Genomic DNA, 26,911 nt, shown 5'->3' on the forward strand with positions numbered 1-26,911 from the left:
CCTTAGCCCAGCAGCGAAATGTCGGCAACGCCGAGGAACAAGCCACGCAGACGCGCCAGCAGCGCATAGCGGTTGGCTCGCACCTTGGCATCTTCGGCGTTGACCATCACCGCTTCGAAGAACGCATCCACCGGCTCGCGCAAGGCGGCCAGACGTGCCAGCGATTCGCTGTACTGACGCGCAGCGGCCATTGGCTGAACAGCCTGGTCAGCCTGCTGGATCGCCGAATACAGGGAGAACTCGTTGGCGTTGTCGAAGTACTTGGCTTCAACGACCGAAGGAACAGAGCCTTCGACCTTGCTCAGCAAGTTCGAAACGCGCTTGTTCACCGCGGCCAGGGCTGCGGCTTCCGGCAATTTGCGGAACGCTTCTACCGCTTGTACACGCTGATCGAAATCCAGCGCCGAACCTGGCTTCAGGGCACGGACCGACAGGTAAGTCCCGACATCAACGCCTTCGTCTTCATAACGGGCACGCAGACGATCGAAGATGAATTCCAGCACCGAGTCATTCAGGCCGGCAGCTTTGACCTTGGTACCGAACGCATTCACGGCAAACGCCACGGCGTCGTTCAGGTCGAGGTCGAGCTTCTTGTCGATCAGGATGCGCAATACACCCAGCGCAGCACGGCGCAGGGCGTACGGGTCTTTGCTCCCGGTTGGCAGCATGCCGATACCGAAAATACCCACCAGCGTGTCGAGCTTGTCGGCGATGGCCACGGCCGCACCGGTCAGGGTGGTCGGCAGTTCAGCACCGGCACCGCGCGGCATGTACTGCTCGTTCAGCGCCAGGGCGACTTCTTCCGGCTCGCCGTCGTTGAGGGCGTAGTAGTAACCGGCGACACCTTGCATCTCCGGGAACTCACCGACCATTTCGGTCGCCAGGTCGCACTTGGACATCAGGCCGGCACGGGAAGCCCAGGCCGGGTTGCCACCAATGCGTTGAGCGATGAACGCGGCGAGCCTGGAAACGCGCTCGGCCTTGTCGTAGACGCTGCCGAGTTTTTCCTGGAACACCACGTTCTGCAGACGCAGGTTGAAGTCTTCGAGTTTTTGCTTCTTGTCTTGCTTGAAGAAGAACTCGGCGTCGGTCAGGCGTGGGCGAACCACTTTCTCGTTACCGGCGATGATCTGCTGCGGGTCTTTGCTTTCGATGTTGGCCACGGTGATGAATCGTGGCAGCAACTTGCCGTCGGCATCCAGCAGGCAGAAATACTTCTGGTTGTCCTGCATGGTGGTGATCAGCGCTTCTTGCGGCACGTCGAGGAAACGTTCTTCGAACGAGCACACCAGCGGCACCGGCCATTCAACCAGCGCGGTCACTTCGTCGAGCAGGCTCGGCGGCACGATCGCCGTACCTTCCTGCAGGGTCGCCAGTTCTTCGGTGCGCTTGCTGATCAGCTCGCGACGCTCGTTGGCGTCGGCCAGCACATAGGCTGCACGCAGGTCATTCAGGTAGTTGGCCGGCGAGGTGATGCGCACGCTTTCAGGATGGTGGAAGCGGTGACCACGGGAATCGCGGCCGGACTTCTGGGCAAGGATGGTGCAGTCGATGACATGGTCACCAAGCAGCATCACCAGCCATTGGGTCGGGCGAACGAATTCTTCTTTGCGAGCACCCCAGCGCATGCGCTTGGGGATAGGCAGGTCGTTCAGGGAGTCTTCAACGATGGTCGGCATCAGGCTCGCGGTCGGCTTGCCGGCGATGCTTTGGCTGTAGCGCAGTTTTGGACCGCTCTGATCGATCTCGCTCAGGTCGACGCCGCACTTCTTGGCGAAGCCCAGGGCTGCTTGAGTCGGGTTGCCTTCGGCATCGAACGCGGCCTGACGTGGCGGGCCGTCGAGGTTGATGCTGCGATCCGGCTGCTGGGTCGCCAGCGCGGTGATCAGCACGGCCAGACGACGTGGCGCGGCGTACACGGTTTTGGTTTCGTAGTTCAGGCCGGCAGCTTGCAAGCCTTTGTCGATACCGGCCATAAACGCTTCGGCCAGGGTGTTCAGGGCTTTGGGTGGCAGTTCTTCGGTGCCCAATTCAACCAGAAAATCTTGAGCACTCATTGTGCAGCCTCCAGCTTGGCCAGTACTTCATCACGCAGGTCCGGGGTCGCCATCGGGAAGCCCAGCTTGGCGCGAGCCAGCAGGTAGGCTTGTGCGACGGAACGCGCCAAAGTGCGTACACGCAGGATGTATTGCTGACGCGCCGTCACCGAGATCGCCCGGCGCGCATCCAGCAGGTTGAAGGTGTGGGAAGCCTTCAACACCATTTCGTAGCTCGGCAACGGCAATGGCTGATCAAGTTCGATCAGGCGCTTGGCTTCGCTTTCATAGAAGTCGAACAACTCGAACAGCTTCTCGACGTTGGCGTGTTCGAAGTTGTAGGTCGACTGCTCCACTTCGTTCTGGTGGAACACATCGCCGTAGGTCACCTTGCCGAACGGACCGTCAGCCCAGACCAGGTCGTAGACCGAGTCCACGCCTTGCAGGTACATGGCCAGACGCTCAAGACCGTAAGTGATCTCGCCGGTCACCGGGTAGCACTCGATGCCGCCCGCTTGCTGGAAGTAAGTGAACTGCGTCACTTCCATGCCGTTGAGCCAGACTTCCCAGCCCAGACCCCAGGCGCCCAGCGTTGGCGACTCCCAGTTGTCTTCGACGAAACGGATGTCGTGCACCAGCGGGTCGAGGCCCACGTGCTTGAGGGAGCCCAGGTACAGTTCCTGGAAGTTGTCCGGGTTCGGCTTCAGGACTACCTGGAACTGGTAGTAGTGCTGCAGACGGTTCGGGTTTTCGCCGTAGCGGCCGTCAGTCGGGCGACGACTGGGCTGCACATAAGCGGCGTTCCAGGTTTCCGGGCCAATGGCGCGCAGGAACGTGGCAGTGTGGAAAGTGCCGGCGCCTACTTCCATATCGTAGGGCTGAAGTACCACACAACCTTGCTCGGCCCAGTATTGCTGGAGGGCGAGGATCAAGTCTTGGAAGGTACGCACGGCTGGCGTAGGCTGGCTCACGAAATTCACCTGTTTCTTGGGCTGCGATTTAAAGAGCGGGAGTATACCCGATTCGGTCCTGCGCACGCCCCCTGGAGCCTTATGCCACGCTGCTTTTGGTGTACCGAAGATCCGCTGTACATGGCTTATCACGATCAGGAGTGGGGCACGCCGCTACGCGATGCGCAGGGTTTGTTCGAGTTGCTTTTGCTCGAAGGGTTCCAGGCCGGGCTTTCCTGGATCACTGTGTTGCGCAAACGAGAGCGTTATCGCGAGGTGCTGTTTGGCTTCGACGTACAGCGTGTGGCACAGATGAGCGACGCGGAAATCGATGAATTGATGCTTGATCCGGGGATCATCCGCAATCGCCTCAAACTTAATGCCGCCCGGCGCAATGCCCAAGCCTGGCTGGCGCTGGAGGACCCGGTGGCGTTTCTCTGGTCGTTCGTCGGCGGAACGCCGGTGATCAATCATTTCAAGGATCGCAGTGAAGTGCCGGCCGTGACACCGGTCGCCGTCGAGATGAGCAAAGGCCTGAAAAAAGCCGGTTTCACGTTCGTCGGCCCGACCATTTGTTACGCGTTGATGCAGGCCTCGGGCATGGTCATGGACCACACCCGGGATTGCGATCGCTACGCCACCTTGGCGAACGGCGGTTAGAATAGCCGCCTCGCGCACAGCACAAGATCAGGAGTGACCTGTGGATAAGTTGAAAGGCGCCTTGCTGGTAGGCGCTCTGCGTCTGTTTGCCCTGCTTCCTTGGCGGGCCGTGCAGGCGGTGGGTTCAGCGATTGGCTGGATCATGTGGAAAACCCCCAACCGTTCCCGCGATGTGGTGCGGATCAACCTCGCCAAGTGCTTCCCACAAATGGACCCGGCCGAACGCGAGCGTTTAGTCGGACAGAGCCTGAAAGACATCGGCAAGTCCCTGACCGAGAGCGCTTGCGCGTGGATCTGGCCGGCTCAGCGTTCCATCGACCTGGTGCGTGAAGTCGAAGGTCTCGATGTGCTCAAGGATGCCCTCGCCTCCGGCAAAGGCGTGGTCGGCATCACCAGCCACCTGGGCAACTGGGAAGTGTTGAACCACTTCTATTGCAACCAGTGCAAACCGATCATTTTCTACCGTCCGCCCAAGCTCAAGGCGGTGGATGAGTTGCTGCGCAAGCAGCGGGTGCAATTGGGTAACCGAGTAGCTGCTTCCACCAAGGAAGGCATCCTCAGCGTGATCAAGGAAGTGCGCAAAGGTGGTGCAGTGGGCATTCCGGCTGACCCGGAACCGGCCGAATCCGCCGGGATCTTCGTGCCGTTCTTCGCCACTCAGGCCCTGACCAGTAAATTCGTGCCGAACATGCTGGCCGGCGGCAAAGCGGTCGGCGTGTTCCTGCATGCCCTGCGTTTGCCGGACGGCTCGGGTTACAAAGTGATCCTCGAAGCCGCCCCCGAGGCCATGTACAGCACCGATACCGAAACCTCCTGCGCGGCGATGAGCCAAGTGGTCGAGCGCTATGTGCGGGCGTATCCGAGCCAGTACATGTGGAGCATGAAGCGCTTCAAGAAGCGTCCGCCGGGCGAAGAACGCTGGTACTGATGCCGCTGTGGATAACCCCCGGTAAAATCAAAAGATCGCAGGCTTCGCCTGCTCCTACAAAAGGCGCGGCGTACACCCCGTAGGAGCTGCCGAAGGCTGCGATCTTTTGATCTTGCGATTAGCCTGCGTTACTTCTGATCAGTGCGCCTGACGCTCAAGCTTTTTCAGAAACACCGTCATCTCCTTCTCCGCCTGCTTGTCGCCATGATTGCGGGCGGCTTCCAGACCCTGTTCCCAAGCCTGACGCGCCGCCGCGTAATCCGCCAACGCCAGATGGGCCTTGCCCAATAGCTTCCAGGCCGCCGAATACTTCGGATCGAACTCGACGCAGCGCTGGAAATGCTCTGCGGCCTTGGCATTTTCACCAAGATCCAGATAACCCTTGCCCAGGCCGAAGCGCAGCAGCGAGTTATCCACACCCTTGGCGAGCATTTTTTCCAGGGATTCGATCATTGATGGCACCTTTGGTTTTTGGGTGAGTTCGAAATCGCTTTCGCGGGCAAGCCGCTCCTACGGGTCATGCGTGATCCATTGTAGGAGCGAGGCTTGCCCGCGAAGAGGCCCGTCCAGCCACTGCAAATGCCGGATCAGAAGAAGCTCAACCCCACATGGAACAGCTTTTCCACATCCCGAATATGCTTTTTATCCACAAGGAACAGAATCACATGGTCGCCGGCTTCGATCACGGTGTCGTCGTGGGCGATGATCACTTCTTCGTCGCGGATGATCGCGCCAATGGTGGTCCCCGGCGGCAGGCCGATGTTTTCGATGGCCTTGCCGATCACCTTGCTCGACTTCGCATCACCGTGGGCGATGGCCTCGATGGCTTCCGCCGCACCCCGACGCAATGAGTGCACGCTGACGATATCGCCGCGCCGCACGTGGGCCAGCAACGTGCCGATGGTCGCCAATTGCGGGCTGATGGCGATGTCGATGTCGCCGCCCTGAATCAGGTCGACGTAGGCCGGGTTGTTGATGATCGTCATCACCTTCTTCGCGCCCAGACGCTTGGCCAGCAGCGACGACATGATGTTGGCTTCGTCGTCGTTGGTCAGCGCCAGGAAGATGTCGGCGTCGGCGATGTTCTCTTCCATCAGCAAGTCGCGGTCGGAGGCACTGCCCTGCAACACCACGGTGCTGTCGAGGGTGTCCGAGAGATGGCGGCAGCGGGCCGGGTTCATCTCGATGATCTTCACCTGATAGCGGCTTTCGATGGCCTCGGCCAAACGCTCGCCAATCTGCCCGCCGCCAGCAATGACGATGCGTTTATAGCTCTCGTCGAGGCGGCGCATTTCACTCATTACCGCGCGAATATTCGCTTTGGCGGCGATGAAAAATACTTCGTCGTCGGCCTCGATCACCGTATCGCCCTGGGGCAGGATCGGTCGGTCACGACGGAAAATCGCCGCAACGCGCGTTTCGACATTCGGCATGTGTTCGCGCAGCTGTCGCAGTTGCTGACCCACCAGCGGACCGCCGTAATAGGCTTTCACTGCCACCAGTTGCGCCTTGCCTTCGGCGAAATCGATTACCTGCAACGCCCCCGGATGCTGGATCAGGCGTTTGATGTAGTTGGTAACGACTTGCTCCGGACTGATCAACACGTCGACCGGAATCGCTTCGTTATCGAACAATTCGGCGCGGGTCAGGTACGCGGCTTCGCGGACCCGGGCGATCTTGGTCGGTGTGTGAAACAGAGTGTGGGCGACCTGACAGGCCACCATGTTGGTTTCGTCACTGTTGGTCACTGCAACCAACATGTCGGCGTCGTCGGCACCGGCCTGACGCAGAATGGTCGGCAGCGAACCGCGACCCTGCACGGTGCGGATGTCCAGCCGATCGCCGAGGTCACGCAGGCGTTCGCCATCGGTGTCGACCACGGTGATGTCGTTGGCCTCGCTGGCCAAGTGTTCCGCCAGCGAACCGCCGACCTGCCCTGCGCCGAGGATGATGATTTTCATCCAGTCACTCCCTTAAAACCGGTTAACCGCGCGCGGCGGCAATCTTGATCAGCTTGGCGTAGTAGAACCCGTCGTGGCCGCCTTCCTGGGCCAGTAATTGGCGACCATGGGGCTGCTTGATGCCGGCCTGACTGGCGATGTCGAGTTCACGGGCGCCCGGTGTGCGGGCGAGGAACGCTTCGATGACTTCGGTGTTCTCGGTCGGCAGTGTGGAGCAGGTGGCGTAAAGCAGAATGCCGCCCACTTCCAATGTTATCCACATAGCGTCGAGCAATTCGCCCTGAAGCACCGCCAAGGCGGCAATGTCGTCGGGTTGGCGAGTCAGTTTGATGTCCGGGTGACGACGAATCACACCAGTGGCCGAGCATGGCGCGTCCAGCAGAATGCGTTGGAATGGCTTGCCGTCCCACCAGGTCGCGGTGTCGCGGCCGTCGGCGGCGATCAGTTCAGCGCTCAGGCCCAGGCGTGCGAGGTTTTCCCGCACCCGCACCAAACGCTTGGCTTCCAGGTCCACCGCCACCACGCCAGCGAGTGCCGGCTCGGCTTCAAGGATGTGGCAGGTCTTGCCGCCCGGTGCGCAGCAGGCGTCCAGCACCCGTTGGCCTGGCGCCAGGTCCAGCAGGTCGGCGGCCAGTTGCGCGGCTTCGTCCTGCACGCTGATCCAGCCTTCGGCGAAACCCGGGAGGCTGCGCACGTCGGCCGCTGCGTCGAGGATGATGCCGTCCTGACTGTAAACGCATGGCGTGGCAGCAATACCCGCTTCAGTCAGCAAACCGAGGTAGGCATCGCGAGTGTGATGGCGACGGTTGACCCGCAAAATCATCGGCGGGTGAGCGTTGTTCGCCGCGCAAATGGCTTCCCACTGCTCAGGCCAGAAGGCTTTGAGGGATTTTTGCAGCCAGCGTGGGTGAGCAGTGCGTACCACCGGGTCGTGTTCCAGCTCGGCCAGCAGCGCTTCGCTTTCCCGTTGGGCACGGCGCAGCACGGCGTTGAGCAAGGCTTTGGCCCACGGCTTTTTCAGTTTGTCGGCGCAACCGACGGTTTCGCCGATGGCAGCGTGAGCCGGAACCCGGGTGTAGAGCAGTTGGTAGAGGCCGACCAGCAACAGCGCCTCGACATCGGCATCAGCCGCTTTGAACGGTTTTTGCAGCAACTTGGCCGCCAGCGCCGACAAACGTGGTTGCCAGCGAGCCGTGCCGAACGCCAGGTCCTGGGTGAAGCCGCGATCACGGTCTTCGACCTTGTCCATTTGCGTCGGCAGAGAACTGTTGAGTGAGGCTTTTCCGTTAAGAACAGCGGCCAGTGCCTTGGCGGCGGCCAGACGTGGATTCATTGAGCGTCCGCCGTCTGACCAAGGACGGTGCCGAGGGCGAATTTCTCACGACGGCTGTTGAACAAGTCGCTGAAGTTCAGCGCCTTGCCGCCGGGCAATTGCAGACGGGTCAGGCACAGTGCCTGTTCACCGCAGGCGACAACCAAGCCGTCCTTGCTGGCACTGAGGATTTCACCCGGTGCGCCCTGCCCTTCGGCCAGGCTTGCAGCCAGCACTTTCAGCGCTTCGCCGTTCAGCGTGCTGTGGGTGATCGGCCAAGGGTTGAAGGCGCGAACCAGACGTTCCAGCTCAACTGCCGGGCGGCTCCAGTCGATGCGCGCTTCGTCCTTGTTCAATTTGTGTGCGTAGGTGGCGAGGCTGTCGTCCTGCACTTCGCCTTGCAGAGTGTCAGCGGCCAGGCCGGCAATCGCCTGCACCACGGCCGGTGGGCCCATTTCTGCGAGGCGGTCGTGGAGGCTGCCACCGGTGTCTTCGGCGCTGATCGGCGTGGTGACCTTGAGCAGCATCGGCCCGGTGTCGAGGCCCAGCTCCATGCGCATCACGGTCACGCCGCTTTCGCTATCGCCTGCCTCAACGGCGCGCTGGATCGGCGCCGCACCGCGCCAGCGTGGCAGCAAGGAGGCGTGGCTGTTGATGCAACCCAGGCGCGGAATATCCAGCACCACTTGCGGCAGGATCAGGCCATAGGCGACCACCACCAGCAAATCCGGTTTCAGTGCAGCCAGTTCAGCCTGAGCGTCTTCGTTGCGCAGGGTTGGAGGTTGCAACACCTGGATGTTGTGCTCCAGAGCCAACTGCTTGACCGGGCTCGGCATCAGCTTCTGCCCACGGCCTGCCGGACGGTCCGGTTGAGTGTAGACCGCAACGATCTCGTAAGGACTGTCGAGCAGAGCCTTGAGGTGTTCGGCGGCGAATTCCGGGGTACCGGCAAAGACAATGCGCAGTGGCTCAGTCATGGGAAGCTCTCAATTACAAAGCAGTCGCAAAAGAAAAAGGCTTGCCGCAGCAAGCCTTTGAAAGAAGGGCATCAAGCGTTCTGGCGATGGAGCTTTTCCAGTTTCTTCTTGATCCGGTCGCGTTTGAGCGTGGACAGGTAATCAACGAACAATTTGCCGTTGAGGTGGTCGCATTCATGCTGGATGCATACCGCGAGCAGGCCTTCGGCGATCAGTTCGTACGGTTGGCCGTCGCGGTCCAGGGCCTTGATCTTGACCTTTTGCGGGCGGTCGACGTTTTCGTAGAAACCCGGCACCGAAAGGCAGCCTTCCTGGTACTGGTCCACCTCGTCGGTCAGGACTTCGAACTCGGGGTTGATGAACACCCGTGGTTCGCTGCGGTCTTCGGAGAGGTCCATCACGACGATACGTTTATGCACGTTGACCTGGGTCGCGGCGAGGCCGATGCCTGGCGCTTCATACATTGTTTCAAACATGTCATCGACCAACTGACGCACTTCGTCGTCCACTACAGCCACTGGTTTGGCGATAGTACGCAGGCGCGAGTCGGGGAATTCGAGGATGTCTAAAATGGCCATAAGCTCAATTGCTGCACGTGTGAGGTAAAGTCGGGTCGATGGCCTGGCGAGTCCGAGGATGCAGGCTACCGTTGTGAACGTAGCTTCCGGCTTTTCAATAAGGAGCCGGTAGCGAGCCACGAGGGCTCTGGCGTTTCACGCGAACGTACATAATAAAGGGATTCACCGCATGAGGAAATCACTACTCGCCTTGCTCCTTCTGGCCTCGGCCGGTTTTGCGCACGGGCAAGTGCAACTCAGGGAAGGTTTTCCACAGCAATACACCGTGGTGGCAGGGGACACACTCTGGGACATTTCCGCCAAATACCTGCGTGAGCCGTGGGAATGGCCGCAGCTTTGGCAGGCCAATCCACAGATCGAAAACCCCAATCTCATCTATCCGGGCGATACGCTGTCGCTGGTCTACGTCAACGGTCAGCCACGCCTGACCCTCAATCGCGGCGCTTCCCGGGGCACCATCAAGCTTTCGCCACGAATCCGCAGCTCGCCGGTGGCCGATGCCATTCCGAGCATTCCGCTGAAATCGATCAACAGCTTTCTGCTGAGCAATCGCATCGTCGACAAGGCAGAGGATTTCGACAAGGCGCCCTACATTGTCGCCGGCGATGCCGAACGGGTGCTCAGTGGCACCGGTGATCGAATATTCGCGCGTGGCCATTTCGACCCGGCACAACCGGTGTACGGCATCTTCCGTCAGGGCAAGGTCTACACCGATCCCCAGAGCAAGGAGTTTCTGGGGATCAACGCCGACGACATCGGTGGCGGCGAGATCATTGCCACTGAAGGCGATGTCGCCACCCTGGCCCTGCAACGCACCACTCAGGAAGTACGACTCGGCGACCGGCTGTTCGGCGGTGAAGAGCGCTCGATCAATTCGACTTTCATGCCCAGTGCGCCGGCAACCGACATCGACGGCTTGATCATTGATGTGCCGCGTGGGGTCACCCAGATCGGCGCGCTGGACGTCGTCACGCTGAACAAGGGGCAGCGCGATGGACTGGCCGAAGGCAATGTGCTGGTGGTGATGAAAACCGGTGAAACCGTGCGTGACCGAATTACCGGTCAGCCATTGAAAATTCCCGACGAGCGGGCCGGTTTGCTGATGGTATTCCGCACCTACGACAAGCTCAGCTACGGGCTTGTCCTTAACGCATCGCGCTCCCTGGCGGTGATGGACAAGGTGCGAAACCCTTAAGCCTGCTCACAAGTTACCAACAGAGTTATCCACAGCTTATTCCCGATTCGACGGGACTCTATAACGATCAAGGATGATCCATGTCGCTGTCTGCCTGTACGTCCGTTTCCCCTGCGGAACTGGAAGCCCGTTTACGCCTGCATCGTTTACCGGAACTCGGCCCTGCGCGTTTCAAGAAGTTGCTTGAGGCCTTCGGCTCTGCCTCCAAAGCCATCAGCGCACCGGCCAGTGCCTGGCGTGCATTGGGCCTGCCACTTGCCTGCGCGCAGGCCCGGCGCTCCAGTGAAATACGTGACGGCGCCAGTCACGCATTGGCCTGGTTAGAGCGCCCGGGCCAGCATTTACTGATGTGGGACCAACCTGACTACCCCGCGTTGCTGGCGCAAATCAGTGATGCGCCGCCGCTGTTATTCGCCGCAGGCGATCCGGGAATTCTGGAGAAACCACAGCTGGCGATGGTCGGCAGCCGTCGTGCTTCGCGACCAGGCATGGACACCGCCGCTGCGTTTTCCCGCACGCTGGCCGGCGCCGGTTTTGTCATCACCAGCGGTCTGGCCCTGGGCATCGATGCTGCGGCGCATCAGGCGGCTCTGGACGTTGGCGGGCAAACGGTCGGCGTACTTGGCACGGGGCTTGAAAATTTTTATCCACAGCGAAATCGGCGACTGGCGGACGCCATGATCGCCTCGGGAAGCGCGGTCCTTTCGGAGTTCCCGCTGGACGCCGGCCCTTCCCCCAGCAATTTCCCCCGGCGCAATCGAATCATCAGCGGTTTGTCCCTCGGTGTGCTGGTTGTCGAGGCGAGTGTTGCCAGTGGTTCGTTGATTACTGCCAGGCTGGCGGCGGAACAGGGGCGTGAGGTGTATGCGATTCCAGGGTCGATTCATCACCCTGGGGCAAAGGGTTGCCATCAGCTGATCCGCGACGGTGCGGTGCTGGTGGAGACCATAGAACACATCCTCGAAGCCTTGCGCGGCTGGCAACGGCTGCCGTTATCCACAGAAACACCGACGGAAACTCACCCGCTGCTCATATTGCTCCATGCAGCGCCCCACACCAGTGAAGCCTTGGCGGTCACCAGTGGCTGGGCATTGTCCAAAGTGCTGGCAGCGTTGACGGAACTGGAAATGGACGGCCGTGCGGTCTGCGAAAGCGGCCGATGGTTTGCGCGGGTAAACTAGGTTTTATAAGCAAGATCGGTAAACTGCGCAGAGCCTTATTCCGGAGAATCTTTCATGGTCAACAGTTGGCGTGTGCAACAAGCCGCACGAGCCATTCGCGCAGGCGCGGTGATTGCCTACCCAACCGAAGCGGTCTGGGGCCTGGGTTGCGACCCATGGGACGAAGAGGCGGTCTATCGTCTGCTGGCGATCAAGGGTCGGTCGGTGGAAAAAGGGTTGATTCTGGTGGCCGACAATATTCGCCAGTTCGACTTCCTCTTCGAAGACTTCCCTGAATTGTGGATGGACCGCATGGCCAGCACTTGGCCGGGCCCGAACACCTGGCTGGTGCCGCATCAGAATATGTTGCCCCAGTGGATTACCGGTGTGCATGAAACGGTGGCGTTGCGGGTTAGCGATCACCCATTGGTGCGGGATTTGTGTGCGTTGGTCGGGCCGTTGGTTTCAACCTCGGCCAACCCTCAGGGGCGGCCGGCGGCGCGAACGCGGATTCGCGTGGAGCAGTATTTCCGTGGGCAGGTTGATTGGGTGCTGGGTGGCAATCTGGGCGGGCGCAAGAATCCGAGCGTGATTCGTGATCTGGCGACCGGCCACGTTGTGCGCCCGGATTAAGACCGCAGCGCTGCCAATCGCGAGCAGGCTCGCTCCCACATTAGGTCTCCAGTGGACATGGATTTTGGGTTCAACAAAGATCCACTGTGGGAGCGAGCCTGCTCGCGATGGCGTCCTCAAGGCAACAAAACGGTCGAACCAGTCGTGCGCCGCGCCGACAATTCGGTCTGTGCTTTCGCCGCTTCAGCCAATGGATAGCGCTGGCTGATGTCCACCGTAAGCTTGCCGCTGATGATCATCTCGAACAGCTCATCGGCCATGCTTTGCAGGTTTTCAGCGTTGTTGGCGTAGGTCGCCAGGGTCGGCCGGGTCACGTACAGCGAACCCTTTGCCGCGAGAATCCCCAGGTTCACTCCGTCTACTGCGCCCGAAGCATTGCCGAAACTCACCACCAGCCCCCGAGGCGCGACACTGTCGAGCGACGTCAGCCAGGTGTCTTTACCTACACCGTCGTACACCACCGGCACTTTTTTGCCGTCAGTCAATTCCAGCACGCGTTGTGCGACGTTTTCATGGCTGTAATCGATGGTTGCCCAGGCACCATTGGCTTTCGCCAGGGCGGCTTTCTCTGCTGAACTGACCGTGCCAATCAGCTTCACGCCCAAGGCCTTGGCCCATTGGCAGGCCAAAGAGCCGACGCCGCCAGCCGCAGCGTGGAACAGGATGGTTTCGCCACCCTTGAGTTCATACGTCTGACGCAGCAGGTACTGCACGGTCAGGCCTTTGAGCATCACGCCCGCGGCCTGTTCGAAGCTGATGGCGTCCGGCAGATGCACCAGATTGGCTTCCGGCAACACATGAACGTCGCTGTAGGCGCCCAACGGGCCGCTACCGTAAGCCACGCGATCGCCAATCTTGAAACGGGTGACTTCGCTGCCGACTGCTTCAACCACGCCCGCGCCTTCAGCGCCCAGGCCTGATGGCAGGGTGGGTGGCGCATACAGGCCACTGCGGTAATAAGTGTCGATGAAGTTCAGGCCGATGGCCTTGTTGGTCACGCGCACCTGTTGCGGGCCGGGCTCGGCGGGTTGGTAATCCACGTATTCGAGCACTTCGGGGCCGCCATGGGCGCGGAACTGGATACGCTTTGCCATCTGCACTCTCCTTAGGTCTTGGCTTCTAGAGTTGTAGCGCCAAGCGCCCTATCGAACTCCCAAGCTTGATCTTCGTCAACTGTGGCGGCACAAGGTGCAGTGTTATCCTACGCAGCAATTTGCCGCCGGCCTGTATCAGTGCCGCGTAGCTTTGCCCGATTCAAGGTGATGCCATGACTACCCGCACCGAGGCCGTAAAAGCCTACCTGCTCGACCTGCAAGACCGCATATGCGCTGCCCTGGAAGCTGAAGACGGTGGCGCGCGTTTCGTTGAAGACGCCTGGACCCGGCCGGCCGGTGGCGGCGGTCGCACCCGAGTGATCGAAAACGGCGCGGTCATCGAAAAGGGCGGCGTCAACTTTTCCCACGTCTTTGGCAGCGGTCTCCCACCCTCCGCCAGCGCTCATCGGCCAGAATTGGCCGGCCGAGGCTTCGAAGCCTTGGGCGTGTCTTTGGTGATTCACCCGCACAACCCTCATGTACCGACATCCCACGCCAACGTGCGCTTTTTCATCGCTGAAAAAGAAGGTGAAGAGCCGGTCTGGTGGTTCGGTGGCGGCTTCGACCTGACCCCTTATTACGGTAATGAAGAAGACTGCGTGCACTGGCACCGCGTCGCCGAACAGGCCTGCGCGCCGTTCGGGCCAGACGTCTACCCGCGCTACAAAGCCTGGTGCGACACTTACTTCCACATCAAGCATCGCCATGAGCCGCGTGGCATCGGCGGTTTGTTTTTCGATGACTTGAACGAATGGGACTTCGACACCAGCTTCGCCTTCATGCGCGCCATCGGCGATGCGTTCATCGATGCGTACCTGCCGATCGTGCAGCGCCGCAAGAACGATGCGTTCACGGCCAAACAGCGTGAATTCCAGGAGTTTCGCCGTGGCCGTTACGTCGAGTTCAACCTGGTCTATGACCGCGGCACGCTGTTCGGCCTGCAATCGGGCGGGCGTACCGAGTCGATCCTGATGTCGCTGCCACCGCAAGTGCGCTGGGCCTACGACTGGAAAGCCGAGCCAGGCAGTGAAGAAGCGCGCCTGACCGAGTATTTCCTGCAAGACCGCGATTGGTTGGCCAAGGCCTGATTCCAGGGTTTGAGTTTTTGCATCGTCGGGGCTGCAGTCAAGATCGCAGCCTTCGACAGCTCCTACGGTTGAGGAATGTAGATGGATCGTTACGTCGTATTCGGTAATCCGATTGGCCACAGCAAATCGCCGCTGATCCACCGTCTGTTCGCCGAGCAGACGGGGCAAAAACTGGACTACAGCACCTTGCTGGCGCCCCTCGACGACTTTTCCGGCTGTGCCCAGGCATTTTTCCGTGAAGGGCGTGGGGCGAATGTGACGGTGCCGTTCAAGGAAGATGCCTATCGTTTGGCGAACAGCTTGACCCAGCGAGCGCAGCGGGCCGGCGCGGTGAATACCCTGAGCAAACTGGCCGATGGCAGCCTGCTGGGCGACAACACCGATGGCGCCGGGTTGGTACGGGACCTGACGGTCAATGCCGGTTTCAGTCTCAAGGGCAAACGCATCCTGCTGCTCGGGGCCGGCGGTGCGGTGCGCGGGGCGCTGGAGCCGCTGCTGGCGGAGCAACCGGCGTCAGTGATCATCGCCAACCGCACGGTGGAAAAGGCCGAATTGCTGGCCGAATTGTTCGCGGATCTGGGGCCGGTATCGGCCAGTGGTTTCGATTGGTTGCAGGAGCCGGTGGACCTGATCATCAACGCTACGTCCGCCAGTCTGTCAGGCGATGTACCGCCGATTGCCAGCAGCTTGGTCGAGCCGGGCAAGACGGTTTGCTACGACATGATGTACGGCAAGGACCCGACCTCCTTCTGCCGCTGGGCCAGCGAGCACGGCGCGGCAGTGGCGATGGATGGCTTGGGAATGTTGGCCGAGCAGGCGGCGGAAGCTTTCTACCTGTGGCGCGGTGTACGGCCGGATACAGCGCCAGTGCTGGCCGAACTCCGACGCCAGCTCGCCTAACCCCTGTAGGAGCGAGGCTTGCCCGCGAAGAACGATGATGCGGTATGCCTGAATCACCGCGGCGCTCCCTTCGCGGGCAAGCCTCGCTCCTACAGGGGGCTGTGTTTCAATCTTCGAAGCGAATCGGGCATTTCTCCGCGCCTTCGAGCTTCCTCAACTCCTCCACCACCTGCGGCCGCGCCCGCCGCAGGGTCAGGCTGCGATCCTGGCGTAGCAGCCGTCGCGCTTCCTGGTGCAGCATTTCCACGCCCGAATAGTCGATGAAGTTGATCTGCTGTGCCTCGATCACCACCCGCGCGCCGTGCATCCGTTGCAAACGCACTTGCAGGTAATGGCTGGCGCCGAAAAAGATTGAACCGCCGACTCGCAGAATGTCCTCGTCGCCCTCACGCCAATGCTGCACCCGTGGTTGCGAGGTGCGTTTGAGGTAGAAGAACAGTGAGGCCAGCACGCCGGCGTAGATCGCTGTTTGCAACTCCAGCAACAGCGTCGCGACACAGGTCAGCGCCATGACCAGAAACTCGGCACGGCTGACCCGCAGCAAGGCGCGAATGCCGCGATGGTCGACCAATCCCCAGGCGATCAACAAAATGCTGCCGGCCATGGCCGGGATCGGAATGTGCGCGATCAATACCGCGCCGAAGATCGCGAACAGCGCCACCCACACCGCGGAAAAGACCCCCGCCAGCGGTGAACAGGCACCGGCGTCGTAGCTCAGGGCCGAGCGGGTGAAGGAACCGGCTGACAGCGAGCCGGAAAAAAACGCACCGACCATGTTCGAAAAACCCTGGGCGCGGACTTCTTGATTGGCGTCGAGCAACTGTTGCGAACGCGCCGACAAGGAGCGGGCAATCGACAGGCTCGTCACCAGTCCGAGCATGCCGACCGCCACCGCGCTAGGCAGCAGGCGCAACACCAGGTCCAGATCCAGCGGCAACGGGCTGAAGGGCGGCAGCCGCCCGACAAAGGCGCTGACCAACTGCACATGACCGAACATCGCTGGCCACAACCACACCAGCAACCCGCTCAGGGCCAGCGCGATCAACAGCGTTGGCCAGCGCGGCAACAGCAGTTTCAGCACAATGCCCACCACGACCGTGGCCAGGCCTAGTACCAGCGAGGGTTTGTCCACTTCGCTGAGATGACTGAACAGCAGCACTAGGCTGTTCAGCGCCGTGGCCTGGTTGGGCACATCCAGCCCCAGCAGGTTTGGCAGTTGCCCAATGGCAATCACCACCGCTGCGCCGAGGGTGAAGCCCAGCACCACCGAGTGAGAGACGAAATTCACCAAGGCGCCGAAACGCAGTAAACCCAGCAGCCACTGGAAAATGCCCGCAAGGAGTGTCAGAAGCAGGATCAGCGTGACGTAGTCCTGCGACGCTGGGACGGCCAGAGGACTGACGCTGGCATACAGGACGATGGAAATGGCCGCCGTAGGACCGCAGATCAAATGCCACGACGAACCCCAGAGGCAGGCAATCAGCACCGGGATGATGGCGGCGTACAAGCCATATTCCGGTGGGAGACCGGCGATCAGCGCGTAGGCAATCGATTGTGGCAACGCGAGAATCGCGCCGCTCAGGCCGACGATCAGGTCACGACCAACGCTGGCGCGGGTTTGCCGGGGCAACCAGGTCAGGAAGGGAAAGAGTGAATGGCGGCTGGGGAAGGCCATGGGTCCTCTCGGGTGGGATTTTGCGCAAGGGTAGCAGGGTAAAACGGTAAATGTGGCGAGGGGGCTAGCCCCCGTTCGGGCGCGAAGCGGCCGTAAAACCGGCTACAACGTCTCAACTGAAAGAACGAGTCAGCTGATTTTGGGACGGCTTCGCCGTCCAACGGGGGCAAGCCCCCTCGCCACAAAAAGTAATTACAACTTGGCTTTCACCGCCGGCAATGCGTCTTTCCCGTCCACGGTCTTCACACCGTCCAGCCACTTATCCAGCACCGCCGGATTAGCCTTGATCCACGCCTTGGCCGCCTCGGCGTTGCTGACCTTTTTGTTCACCACTTCGGCCATGATGCTGTTCTCCATTTCCTGGGTGAAACTCAGGTTGGTGAGCAGCTTGCCGACGTTCGGGCAGGCCTGTGCATAACCTTTGCGGGTCAGTGTATAAACGCTGCCGGTGTCGCCGAAGTACTTCTCGCCGCCCTTCAGGTAATGCATTTTCAGCTGAACGTTCATGGGGTGTGGCGTCCAGCCGAGGAAGGTCACGAACTTCTGTTTCTTCACGGCACGAGACACTTCGGCCAGCATCGCCTGCTCGCTGGATTCGACCAGTTTCCACTGACCCATATCGAAGTCGTTCTTCTTGATGATCTCTTGCAGCGAAATATTCGCCGGGGCGCCGGAGCCGATGCCATAGATCTTCTTGTCAAACTTGTCGGCGTACTTGTTCAAGTCGTTAAAGTTATGCACACCCGCGTCCCAAACGTAATCCGGGACCGCCAGCGTGAACTCGGTGCCGTCGAGGTTCTTCGCCAGTTGCGTAACGTCGCCATTGGCCACGAACTTGTCGTAGAAGCCCTGCTGCGCCGGCATCCAGTTACCCAGGAACACATCCACCTGGCCATCCTTCAGGCCGCCAAAGGTGATCGGCACCGCCAGGGTGTCGACCTTGGCCTTATAGCCCATGCCGTCCAGCAGAAACCCGGTGATGGCGTTGGTTGCAGCGATGTCGCTCCAGCCAGGGTCGGCCATTTTCACCGTCTCGCAGCTTTGCTCGGCATAGGCCGAGGCACTGCCCAGAGCCAGAAGCCCGACCGTCAGTACTGTGGATAACCTTTGCATGGACTTCCCCTTAACGTTATTGGTTTTGGCAGGGTTGTGGATAACGTGCTTTACGTTCCAGATCGTCGAGGTCGATGTGGTTGCGCATGTATTGCTGACTGGCGTCTACCAGCGGCTGGTGATCCCAGCTCTTCAGCTTGCCGATCGTCAGGGCGTCGGCGACGAAACGCCGGCGTCGCTGACTGGCGAGCACCTGTTGGTGGATCGCCGGGATATCCCATTTGGCTCGCGCTTCGACGAGAAAATCCTCGAAAAGCTGCCGATATTGCGGCGATTGGCTGAGTTCTTCCTGTTCGCGCGGGTCGTTATGTACATCGAAGAGTAGGCACGGGTCGTCTTCGCTGTAGATGAATTTGTAGGCGCCACGGCGAATCATCATCAACGGGCTGATGGTGCCTTCGGCCATGTACTCACCAAACACTTCGTCGTGACCGCCCTGCCCTTGCAGGTGCGCAACCAGCGAGCGGCCGTCCAGCGGCAGACCCGGCTCCAGTGAGCCGCCGGCCAGTTCGACAAACGTCGGCAGCAGGTCGGCAGTGGACACCGCCGCGCTGACCCGCCCCGCCCCGAATTGCCCAGGTGCACTGATCACCAGCGGTACACGGGCAGCCATTTCGTACCAGTGCATTTTGTACCAGAGGCCGCGCTCGCCGAGCATGTCGCCGTGGTCACCGGAGAATACGATGATGGTGTCATCGATCAGCCCGGTTTCCTCGAGTGTTTGCAGAAGTTTGCCGACGTTGCTGTCGATATAGCTGCACGCACCGAAGTAGGCACGACGCGCGTCGCGAATCTTATCCACAGGCAGCGGCTTGTCCCACAGGTCATAGACTTTGAGCAGACGCTGGGAGTGAGGATCAAGTTGATCCTGTGCGGGTGTTTCGGGCAAAGGGATGTCGGCGTCGTCGTACAAATCCCAAAAAGCCTTGGGAATCGTGTACGGGTCGTGTGGGTGAGTCATCGACACGGTCAGGCAAAACGGCCGATCGCCATCCTCGCGGATGTGATCGAACAGGTATTGCTGGGCCTTGAACACCACCTCTTCGTCGAAATCCAGCTGATTGGTGCGCACGCACGGCCCGGCTTGCAACACCGACGACATGTTGTGGTACCAGGTTGGGCGCACGTCCGGTTCGTCCCAGTTCACCGCCCAACCATAATCGGCCGGATAGATGTCGCTGGTCAGGCGTTCTTCATAGCCGTGCAACTGGTCCGGACCGCAGAAATGCATCTTGCCCGACAGCGCGGTGCGGTAGCCGAGTCGACGCAGGTAGTGGGCATAAGTCGGTACATCGGCGGGGAAATCGGCCGCGTTATCGTAGGCGCCGATCTTGCTCGGCAACTGGCCACTGACCAGGGTGAAACGCGACGGCGCGCAGAGTGGGCTGTTGCAGTACGCGGCGTCGAACACCACGCCTTCGGCGGCGAGGCGGCTGAGATTCGGCAGTTTGATCGGCGAAGGGCCGTAGAACGGCAACATTGGCGCGGCCATTTGATCGGCCATGATGAAAAGAATATTTTTGCGCTTCATGTGATCGCGGCATTCCATAGTGGATATTTATGCGAGAGTGCTGTGATCGAGCATGGAGTCCATAATCTTTGTGGTAAAGCCCATGCCAGGCAATGACTAGGATAAGCACAGCTTATGTATGACGCCCTCGGTGATTTGTCTCTGGACCTGCTGCGTGCCTTTGAAGCCGCAGCCCGACAGCGCAGTTTCACCGCCGCTGCGGTAGAGCTCGGCACCACGCAACCGGCCATCAGTCAGCAGATCAAGCGATTGGAAGAACAGCTCGCTACCCGGTTGTTCGACCGTATCTATCGCGGTATTGAGCTGACCGAGGCCGGAGCCATTCTGTTCGAGCAAGTTCAGCTCGGTTTGCAGAATATCGAAGCAGGATTGAGCGCAATCAGCGCACAACAACAGCACGAAGTGTTGCAGGTAGCCACTGACTTCGCCTTTGCCGCGTACTGGCTGATGCCGCGTCTGCACCGCTTCCATACCGCCAACCCTCAAGTGGACGTCAGCCTGGTCACCAGCGAACGCAGCCACAACATGCTGCGTACCGATATCGATGTGGCGGTGCTGTTCGGCGATGGCCGGTTCAAGCAAGGCGAGAGCCACTGGCTGTTTAGCGAAGAGGTGTTTCCGGTGTGCAGCCCGCTGCTATTGAAGGACCGTGCCCTGCCCTTGCCGGCCCAGGCATTGCTGGAGTTTCCGCTGCTGCACCTGCGAGGCGAACACAGCAGCAACTGGTTTGACTGGAGCGGCGTGTTTCGCGAGCTGGGGATCACATCGGCCCCGGCTCCGGGGCAACTGCGCTTCGACAATTACACCTTGCTGATTCAGGCGGCGATTGGCGGCCAGGGCGTTGCGATCGGGTGGCGGCACCTTGTGGATAACTTGTTGGCGCAAGGTCTGTTGTGTCGCCCGATTGCCGACACGGTGATTTCCAGGCTGGGGTATTACGTGGTCCTGCCCCAGCGCAAACGGCGTGGGGCGTTGATTCAGCTGTTTGTGGATTGGTTGATGGCGGAACAGGCCAGCAGTGCGCAATCGCTCAATGGTCTTCCTTTGCCTTCGATTGCGGTGTAAAGCGAAAAGATCGCAGCCTTCGACAGCGCCCACAGGCGCGTAGGAGCTGCCGAAGGCTGCGATCTTTTACGATTCCGAAGTCCCAACAAAACTCACATGCTCACCCACATGCAGGTTCAGGTGCAGCTCATCGGCAATCCCTATGGCTACCCTGTTCAGCCGTTCCAGCGCTGCGGCCAGGCCAGGTTCCAGGCTACTGCTGACGTGACTGAAATGCTCGATGGTCAGCCCGGGCACGCGGCGTGGTGCATTCACCAAGGTCCAGTGCAAAGAGCTGCTTTGCAGAGACTCGCGGATTTCTTCGGCGGCGTGGCGTTGCAACGGGTCTTCGATTTCCGGATCGTCCAGCACCTCGAAATCGCCCACCACAAACAGCCGGGAAATGCCTGCGGCCTGCATGCCGTCGATCAGTGCATCCACCGCCAGCACCTCCTCGACCGGGCCGGGCACGATGGATTTTTCGATGTGTTCACTGTTCATCGGCAACCCTGGCGCATCGAGCAGGCAGATCACCGCCGAACAGCCGGCCACGCTCTGCTTGACCCGCTTGGCATCGAACAGGTCACCAGCCTTGGTGCGTAAACCCGGGCGCGGTGCGAGCGCGTTCAGGTCATCGAGTATCGCGATCACTTCATGCTGGCGCCGCAGCATTTCAGCCATCAGCGCACTGCCCAAGCTACTCATGGCACCATAAAGCACCACCTTCACCACTGGGGTTTCGGCATTTTTCATGGATGTGCTCCGTACTTGCTGCCTATATAGCGTGTGACCTGCGGGAAGCGGGGTGGGTTCGACAAGTAGTTTTAGAGGGGGTTTGAGATGCAACAGATCAAGGGTTACCACGCCCATGTCTATTTCGATGCCAGTACCCTGCCACAGGCACGGGCCTTGTGTGAGCAGGCAGCGCAATTGTTTCCACTGAAGATGGGGCGCGTACACGAACGCCCGGTCGGCCCGCACCCGGACTGGAGCTGCCAATTGGCTTTCGAGCCGCAATACATTGGCGAGGTGTTGCCGTGGCTGGCGCTCAACCGCAAGGGTTTGGTGGTGTTCCTGCACCCGGACACGGGCGACGATCTGCTCGACCACACCGAACATGCGATCTGGATGGGCGCGATCCGGCCGCTGAACCTGTCTGTTTTTTGATCAGAGTTGTTCTTGGGCCTCGCCAGGCAAGTGCTCGTCCAGATGCAACCAGGGCAAACGACTGTCGGTCCAGATATGCCGTTCGGCCGGTGCTTGCTCGGGATGGTCAAGGGTGGCGATGGTCACGTCGATGCTCTCGGGGCTGAGCTTCGTCACCAGCGCCAGTTGTGCCCCACAATTGCGGCAGAAATACCGCACGCAGGTGGACGAAGACTCGTACCGGGACGGCGTACCCGCCATCCATTCAAATGCTGAGGCGGGCACGGTGATCCAGGTGGTCACGATCCCGCCGCTGACCCGCCGGCAAATCGAGCAATGGCAGTGAGCGATATCGTGCAATGGCCCGCTGAATTGATAGCGCATTTGTCCGCAGTGGCAGCCGCCAGTGTGAAGTTCACCCATGTTTTTTCTCCTGACCCCGTGTTTACGGACTCTCAACCCGGCCCGACGACCGGTTGCACATTCGGTCAATGCTTTCACCAGCGAAAGCTGGCTGAAAGCTTCCGCGATTAGGATCGCCCTCACTGCCGGCAACAGACCGGTTGGCCAATGCGAGTGTTTTATCGCCCGCCCGGTCCATTAAACAACAACAATGGTGATTCTGATGTCCGCTACTACCCGCCTCTTCGCTGTCACTCCGCCCGTACGTCTCGTGCTTCCCGTTCTGCGCTGACCCCATCCGGTTCGCCATTCCCTAGCCGCGCTACGCCTGGAGTATTCCTATGCTGACTTTCCTTGGCTTCGCCATGGTCATCACGTTCATGTACCTGATCATGACCAAGCGCCTGTCCGCGCTGATCGCTCTGATCATCATCCCGATCATCTTCGCCCTGTTCGGCGGCTTCTCGCCGAAGATCGGCCCGATGATGCTTGAAGGCATCACCAAGCTCGCGCCGACCGGCGTGATGCTGATGTTCGCCATTCTCTACTTCGCCCTGATGATCGACTCCGGCCTGTTCGACCCGGCCGTGCGCAAGATCCTCAAACTGGTCAAGGGCGACCCGCTGAAAGTTTCGGTCGGTACCGCTGTACTGGCGCTGATCGTGTCCATGGACGGTGACGGCGCGACCACTTACATGATCTGCGTGGCCGCCATGCTGCCGCTCTACAGCCGCATTGGCATGAGCCCGCGGATCATGGCCGGTCTGATCATCCTCGCCGGTGGCGTGATGAACATGACCCCGTGGGGTGGCCCGACTGCCCGTGCGGCCAGTGCGTTGCATGTCGACCCGTCCGACATCTTTGTGCCAATGATTCCGGCGATGCTGGCCGGCGTGGTGGCGATTCTGGCGATTGCCTACTTCTACGGTAAACGCGAGCGTGCGCGTCTGGGTGAATTGCACCTGGTGGGCGATGAAATCGATCACAGCGAAATCAGTGTTTCGCAGTTCCCGGATGCTCGTCGTCCGAAGTTGATCTGGTTCAACGGCGCGCTGACCCTGGCGCTGATGGGCACCTTGATCGCCGGCCTGTTGCCGCTGCCGGTACTGTTCATGGTGGCGTTCAGTATTGCGATGATCGTCAACTACCCGTGCCTGCAACAGCAGAAGGACCGCGTTGCGGCCCACGCTGGTAGCGTACTGGCGGTGGTCGGTTTGATCTTTGCCGCGGGTATCTTCACCGGTATCCTGACGGGCACCGGCATGGTCGACGCCATGTCGAAAAGCCTGCTGGCGGTCATCCCGGATTTCCTCGGGCCGTACCTGGCCGTGATCACCGCGCTGGTGAGCATGCCGTTCACGTTCTTCATGTCGAACGATGCTTTTTATTACGGCGTGTTACCGGTACTTGCCGAAGCCGCCAGTCATTACGGTATAACCGCAGTGGAAATGGCACGTGCCTCGATCGTCGGTCAGCCCGTCCACTTGCTGAGCCCGCTGGTACCATCGACTTATCTGTTGGTGGCGCTGGCCGGTATCGAATTCGGTGATCATCAGCGGTTCACCCTGAAGTGGGCAGTGCTGGTTTGCCTGTGCATACTGGTCGCTGCGTTGCTGATGGGGATTTTTCCGCTGTTCAGCACTCTATAAGCCCAAGACTCACCATGACGGGTCCAGGCTTTGTTGTTTGAAGCCTGGGCCCTTTGTGGTTTAAACACTCGCTCAAAGGAATACACATGGAATGGCTGACCAACCCTGAAATCTGGGTTGCCTTCTTCACCCTGACTGCCCTGGAGATCGTCCTGGGCATCGACAACATCATCATGATTTCGATCCTGGTCAGCCGCATGCCCAAGCACATGCAGGCGCGCACCCGAATTTTCGGCCTGGCGCTGGCCATGATCACGCGGATCCTGTTGCTGCTGTCGATCACCTGGGTCATGCGTCTCACCGCAGACCTGTTCGAAGTGTTCGGCCAGGGTATTTCCGGGCGAGACCTGATCCTGTTCTTCGGTGGTCTGTTCCTGCTGTGGAAGAGCTCGCAAGAGATGTACCACGCGCTGGAAGGTGAAGATGAAGGCGGCGACGAGCCTTCAGGCAAGGGCGGCAATTTCCTGTACACCATCATCCAGATCGCGATCATCGACATCGTGTTCTCGCTGGACTCGGTGATTACGGCGGTGGGCATGGTGTCCCACGTACCGGTCATGGTCGCGGCGATTGTCGTTGCGGTGCTAGTGATGATGTGGGCTTCTGGCACCATCAGCGAGTTCATCGACAAGCACCCGTCGCTGAAGATGCTGGCGCTGTCGTTCCTGTTGCTGGTGGGTACCGTGCTGATTGCCGAATCGCTCGACGTGCACTTGCCAAAAGGCTACGTCTACTTCGCCATGGCATTCTCGCTGGCGGTGGAAGCGATCAACATCAAGATGCGCACCGCGATGATGAAAAAGAGGAAGCAGCAGGATCCGGTGAAACTGCGCAAGGATGTTCCGGGGCAGTAACCCGACTCTGTGTGGGAGCCAGCCTGCCCTGTAGGAGCGAGGCTTGCCCGCGAAGGCGGTGTGTCAGTTAACAACAATGTCGACTGACACACCGCCTTCGCGGGCAAGCCTCGCTCCTACAGGTCGGTTCGCTCCCACATTTGTTTGCTCAATGTGCTATCTGTACGCCCCCTTTCTCTCCTCTACAGCAAACTGCTTTCATGACAGTTTTGTTTCAATCGCCTCTTTAGCTATGCGATGCTGGCGCCCAGACCGTTAGCCAACTACAGCTTATGTACAGAACGTAGAAAAACGCGCGGCACCATAGACTTGCCCCACTGGGGCGCTACCACCACAGGGGGCCTGTATGCTCACCCTGCTCAATTTGTTATCGGCCGTGGCCCTTTTGATCTGGGGCACGCACATCGTCCGAACCGGCATCCTGCGGGTTTATGGCTCCAACTTGCGCCACGTGATTGCTCATAACATGTCCAGGCGCTGGCTGGCGTTTGTCGCCGGAATCATGGTGACCGCCATGGTCCAGAGCAGCAATGCCACTGCCATGCTCGTGACCTCGTTTGTCGGTCAGGGCCTGATGGCGCTGACTCCGGCTTTGGCGACCATGCTCGGTGCCGATGTGGGTACCGCACTGATGGCGCGGGTACTGACCCTCGATCTATCGTGGCTGTCGCCGCTGCTGATTTTCCTCGGGGTGATTTTCTTTCTGTCACGCAAGCAGACCCGGGTCGGGCAGATGGGCCGGGTCGGTATCGGTCTGGGGCTGATCATTCTGGCGCTGCAACTGATCGTCGAGGCCGCCGCGCCGATCACTCAGGCGCAAGGGGTGAAGGTCATCTTCGCCTCCCTGACCGGCGACATCCTGCTCGATGCCTTGGTCGGCGCGCTGTTCGCGATGATTTCCTACTCCAGCCTGGCCGCTGTTCTGCTGACCGCGACCCTCGCTGGTGCCAGCGTGATCAGTCTGCCAGTGGCCATCGGCCTGGTGATCGGCGCCAACATCGGCAGCGGCATTCTTGCTTTCCTCAGTACCAGCATGCAGAACGCGGCCGGCCGTCAGGTGGCGCTCGGCAGCCTGCTGTACAAACTGATTGGCCTGCTGCTGATCATTCCGGTGCTCGACCCGTTGGTGCACTGGATCGACAGCCTCGACTTCAGCCCTCAGGAAATGGTCATCGGCTTCCACCTGCTCTACAACACCGTGCGTTGCCTGATCCTGTTGCCCAGCGTCGGGCCGATGGCCAAGCTTTGTGCGTGGTTGCTGCCAGAGCGGCCGGACATCAATGGCACGGCCAAACCGCGGCATCTCGACCCGACCGCGTTGGTCACCCCGAGTCTGGCGCTGGCCAACGCTGCCCGAGAAACCCTGCGCATCGGCGATCTGGTCGACAGCATGCTCGAAGCCATGCTCGACGTGCTGCGCGGCAAACAGACCGCCGTCACCCAGGAAATACGGCGCCTGACCGATGATGTCGAAGCGCTCTACAGCGCCATCAAACTCTATCTGGCGCAAATGCCCCGCGAAGACCTCAGCGAACAGGACAGCCGGCGCTGGGCTGAAACCATCGAGCTGGCGATCAACCTGAAACTCTCCAGCGACCTGATCGAACGCATGCTGCGCAAGGTTCAGCAGCAGAAAACCTCGCAACGCCGGTCTTTTTCCGAGGTGGGCCTGGAGGAGTTGGCGGGGCTGCACAGTCAGCTGATTGCCAACCTGCGCCTGGGGTTGTCAGTGTTTCTTAGTGCCGACCCGGAAAGTGCGCGCCAGTTACTGCGTGAGAAACGTCGCTTTCGCGCACAGGAACGCCGCCTGGCCCACGCTCATGTCAGCCGTTTAAACCGTAAGATCGTACAAAGTATCGAGACCAGTTCGCTGCATCTGGAGCTGATTGCTGACATGAGGCGCTTGAATTCACTGTTTTGCAGCAGCGCCTATGCGGTGTTGGGCACTTCGGACACTGGCGCCCTGGCGGTCGACGATTTGACTGACATCACTCATTCACCCTGAACGTCCACAGTTGCCTGAAG

25 protein-coding genes are annotated in these 26,911 nt (G+C 60.2%); 12 read left to right on the forward strand and 13 right to left on the reverse strand.

Going from position 1 to position 26,911, the window contains the following annotated elements; all coding sequences use genetic code 11:
- Positions 1-2 precede the first annotated feature (2 nt).
- Both glyS and glyQ read right to left on the reverse strand, forming a co-directional pair.
- Positions 3-2,057, reverse strand: a complete 2,055-nt coding sequence (gene glyS / locus PMI30_RS20970) for a glycine--tRNA ligase subunit beta (RefSeq protein WP_008007908.1) — start codon at positions 2,055-2,057, stop codon at positions 3-5.
- Positions 2,054-3,007, reverse strand: a complete 954-nt coding sequence (glyQ, locus tag PMI30_RS20965) for a glycine--tRNA ligase subunit alpha (protein WP_003213601.1) — start codon at positions 3,005-3,007, stop codon at positions 2,054-2,056. Before glyQ ends, glyS begins: the two co-directional genes overlap by 4 nt.
- Positions 3,008-3,088: 81 nt before the next feature.
- Between glyQ and tag the strand changes: the two genes are divergently transcribed.
- Positions 3,089-3,646: a DNA-3-methyladenine glycosylase I gene (tag, locus tag PMI30_RS20960; RefSeq protein WP_007902964.1), complete on the forward strand. Its 558-nt coding sequence runs from the start codon at positions 3,089-3,091 to the stop codon at positions 3,644-3,646.
- 40 nt (positions 3,647-3,686) lie between these two features.
- Entirely contained in the window at positions 3,687-4,574 is an 888-nt protein-coding gene (locus tag PMI30_RS20955; protein ID WP_008007909.1) for a lysophospholipid acyltransferase, read from the forward strand.
- A 138-nt stretch (positions 4,575-4,712) separates the two neighbouring features.
- Here PMI30_RS20955 and PMI30_RS20950 read toward each other — a convergent pair whose 3' ends face one another.
- From PMI30_RS20950 to def, 5 genes are all read right to left on the reverse strand, one after another.
- Entirely contained in the window at positions 4,713-5,027 is a 315-nt protein-coding gene (locus PMI30_RS20950; RefSeq protein WP_008007911.1) for a tetratricopeptide repeat protein, read from the reverse strand.
- 134 nt (positions 5,028-5,161) lie between these two features.
- A complete protein-coding gene (gene trkA / locus PMI30_RS20945) occupies positions 5,162-6,535 on the reverse strand; it encodes a Trk system potassium transporter TrkA (protein ID WP_008007913.1) in 1,374 nt (457 codons plus the stop codon).
- Positions 6,536-6,557: 22 nt separating this feature from the next.
- Positions 6,558-7,868 (reverse strand): 16S rRNA (cytosine(967)-C(5))-methyltransferase RsmB, encoded by a 1,311-nt coding sequence (rsmB, locus tag PMI30_RS20940; RefSeq protein ID WP_008007915.1) that lies wholly within the window; start codon positions 7,866-7,868, stop codon positions 6,558-6,560.
- Positions 7,865-8,824, reverse strand: coding sequence for a methionyl-tRNA formyltransferase (gene fmt, locus PMI30_RS20935; RefSeq protein ID WP_008007917.1), 960 nt, complete (start codon positions 8,822-8,824; stop codon positions 7,865-7,867). Before fmt ends, rsmB begins: the two co-directional genes overlap by 4 nt.
- Before the next feature lie 71 nt (positions 8,825-8,895).
- Complete coding sequence (gene def / locus PMI30_RS20930) at positions 8,896-9,402, reverse strand: peptide deformylase (RefSeq protein ID WP_008007919.1); 507 nt, start codon at positions 9,400-9,402, stop codon at positions 8,896-8,898.
- A 169-nt stretch (positions 9,403-9,571) separates the two neighbouring features.
- On the opposite strand from def, the gene PMI30_RS20925 reads away from it, so the two are divergent.
- The 3 genes from PMI30_RS20925 (at position 9,572) to PMI30_RS20915 (ending at position 12,390) form a co-directional block, all read left to right on the forward strand.
- Entirely contained in the window at positions 9,572-10,597 is a 1,026-nt protein-coding gene (locus PMI30_RS20925) for a LysM peptidoglycan-binding domain-containing protein (protein ID WP_008007920.1), read from the forward strand.
- Positions 10,598-10,677: 80 nt separating this feature from the next.
- On the forward strand, positions 10,678-11,778 hold the full coding sequence (dprA, locus tag PMI30_RS20920; protein ID WP_008007921.1) for a DNA-processing protein DprA: 1,101 nt from the start codon (positions 10,678-10,680) through the stop codon (positions 11,776-11,778).
- 54 nt (positions 11,779-11,832) lie between these two features.
- Positions 11,833-12,390, forward strand: coding sequence for an L-threonylcarbamoyladenylate synthase (locus PMI30_RS20915; RefSeq protein ID WP_008007923.1), 558 nt, complete (start codon positions 11,833-11,835; stop codon positions 12,388-12,390).
- Positions 12,391-12,506: 116 nt separating this feature from the next.
- Here PMI30_RS20915 and PMI30_RS20910 read toward each other — a convergent pair whose 3' ends face one another.
- Entirely contained in the window at positions 12,507-13,484 is a 978-nt protein-coding gene (locus PMI30_RS20910; RefSeq protein WP_008007925.1) for an NADPH:quinone reductase, read from the reverse strand.
- 173 nt (positions 13,485-13,657) lie between these two features.
- Here PMI30_RS20910 and hemF point away from each other — a divergent pair, with 173 nt between their 5' ends.
- A complete protein-coding gene (hemF, locus tag PMI30_RS20905; protein WP_008007927.1) occupies positions 13,658-14,572 on the forward strand; it encodes an oxygen-dependent coproporphyrinogen oxidase in 915 nt (304 codons plus the stop codon).
- An 81-nt stretch (positions 14,573-14,653) separates the two neighbouring features.
- Positions 14,654-15,472, forward strand: a complete 819-nt coding sequence (gene aroE, locus PMI30_RS20900; RefSeq protein ID WP_008007929.1) for a shikimate dehydrogenase — start codon at positions 14,654-14,656, stop codon at positions 15,470-15,472.
- A 106-nt stretch (positions 15,473-15,578) separates the two neighbouring features.
- On the opposite strand, the gene PMI30_RS20895 is transcribed toward aroE, so the two are convergent.
- The 3 genes from PMI30_RS20895 to betC all read right to left on the reverse strand — a co-directional run bounded on the left by PMI30_RS20895 (position 15,579) and on the right by betC (position 19,791).
- Positions 15,579-17,147, reverse strand: coding sequence for a SulP family inorganic anion transporter (locus PMI30_RS20895; RefSeq protein WP_008007931.1), 1,569 nt, complete (start codon positions 17,145-17,147; stop codon positions 15,579-15,581).
- Positions 17,148-17,339: 192 nt separating this feature from the next.
- Positions 17,340-18,260 (reverse strand): choline ABC transporter substrate-binding protein, encoded by a 921-nt coding sequence (gene choX / locus PMI30_RS20890; RefSeq protein ID WP_008007933.1) that lies wholly within the window; start codon positions 18,258-18,260, stop codon positions 17,340-17,342.
- Between the two features lie 16 nt (positions 18,261-18,276).
- Positions 18,277-19,791: a choline-sulfatase gene (gene betC / locus PMI30_RS20885; RefSeq protein ID WP_008007935.1), complete on the reverse strand. Its 1,515-nt coding sequence runs from the start codon at positions 19,789-19,791 to the stop codon at positions 18,277-18,279.
- 114 nt (positions 19,792-19,905) lie between these two features.
- On the opposite strand from betC, the gene PMI30_RS20880 reads away from it, so the two are divergent.
- Positions 19,906-20,856: a choline sulfate utilization transcriptional regulator gene (locus tag PMI30_RS20880; protein WP_008007937.1), complete on the forward strand. Its 951-nt coding sequence runs from the start codon at positions 19,906-19,908 to the stop codon at positions 20,854-20,856.
- A 66-nt stretch (positions 20,857-20,922) separates the two neighbouring features.
- On the opposite strand, the gene PMI30_RS20875 is transcribed toward PMI30_RS20880, so the two are convergent.
- Positions 20,923-21,588 carry an NAD(P)-dependent oxidoreductase gene (locus tag PMI30_RS20875; RefSeq protein ID WP_008007939.1) on the reverse strand — a complete coding sequence of 222 codons (666 nt, stop codon included), beginning with the start codon at positions 21,586-21,588 and terminating at the stop codon, positions 20,923-20,925.
- 87 nt (positions 21,589-21,675) lie between these two features.
- Between PMI30_RS20875 and PMI30_RS20870 the strand changes: the two genes are divergently transcribed.
- A complete protein-coding gene (locus PMI30_RS20870) occupies positions 21,676-22,002 on the forward strand; it encodes a DOPA 4,5-dioxygenase family protein (protein WP_008007941.1) in 327 nt (108 codons plus the stop codon).
- Here the strand turns inward: PMI30_RS20870 and PMI30_RS20865 are convergent, their stop codons facing one another.
- Positions 22,003-22,404: a GFA family protein gene (locus PMI30_RS20865; RefSeq protein ID WP_008007943.1), complete on the reverse strand. Its 402-nt coding sequence runs from the start codon at positions 22,402-22,404 to the stop codon at positions 22,003-22,005.
- 320 nt (positions 22,405-22,724) lie between these two features.
- Here PMI30_RS20865 and PMI30_RS20860 point away from each other — a divergent pair, with 320 nt between their 5' ends.
- From PMI30_RS20860 to PMI30_RS20850, 3 genes are all read left to right on the forward strand, one after another.
- Positions 22,725-24,032: a CitMHS family transporter gene (locus PMI30_RS20860; RefSeq protein WP_008007945.1), complete on the forward strand. Its 1,308-nt coding sequence runs from the start codon at positions 22,725-22,727 to the stop codon at positions 24,030-24,032.
- A gap of 86 nt (positions 24,033-24,118) precedes the next feature.
- Positions 24,119-24,886: a TerC family protein gene (locus PMI30_RS20855; protein WP_008007946.1), complete on the forward strand. Its 768-nt coding sequence runs from the start codon at positions 24,119-24,121 to the stop codon at positions 24,884-24,886.
- A gap of 346 nt (positions 24,887-25,232) precedes the next feature.
- Positions 25,233-26,891, forward strand: a complete 1,659-nt coding sequence (locus PMI30_RS20850; RefSeq protein WP_008007949.1) for a Na/Pi cotransporter family protein — start codon at positions 25,233-25,235, stop codon at positions 26,889-26,891.
- Positions 26,892-26,911 lie beyond the last annotated feature (20 nt).

This window comes from Pseudomonas sp. GM50 (assembly GCF_000282375.1).
In the GTDB taxonomy this organism is placed as follows: domain Bacteria; phylum Pseudomonadota; class Gammaproteobacteria; order Pseudomonadales; family Pseudomonadaceae; genus Aquipseudomonas.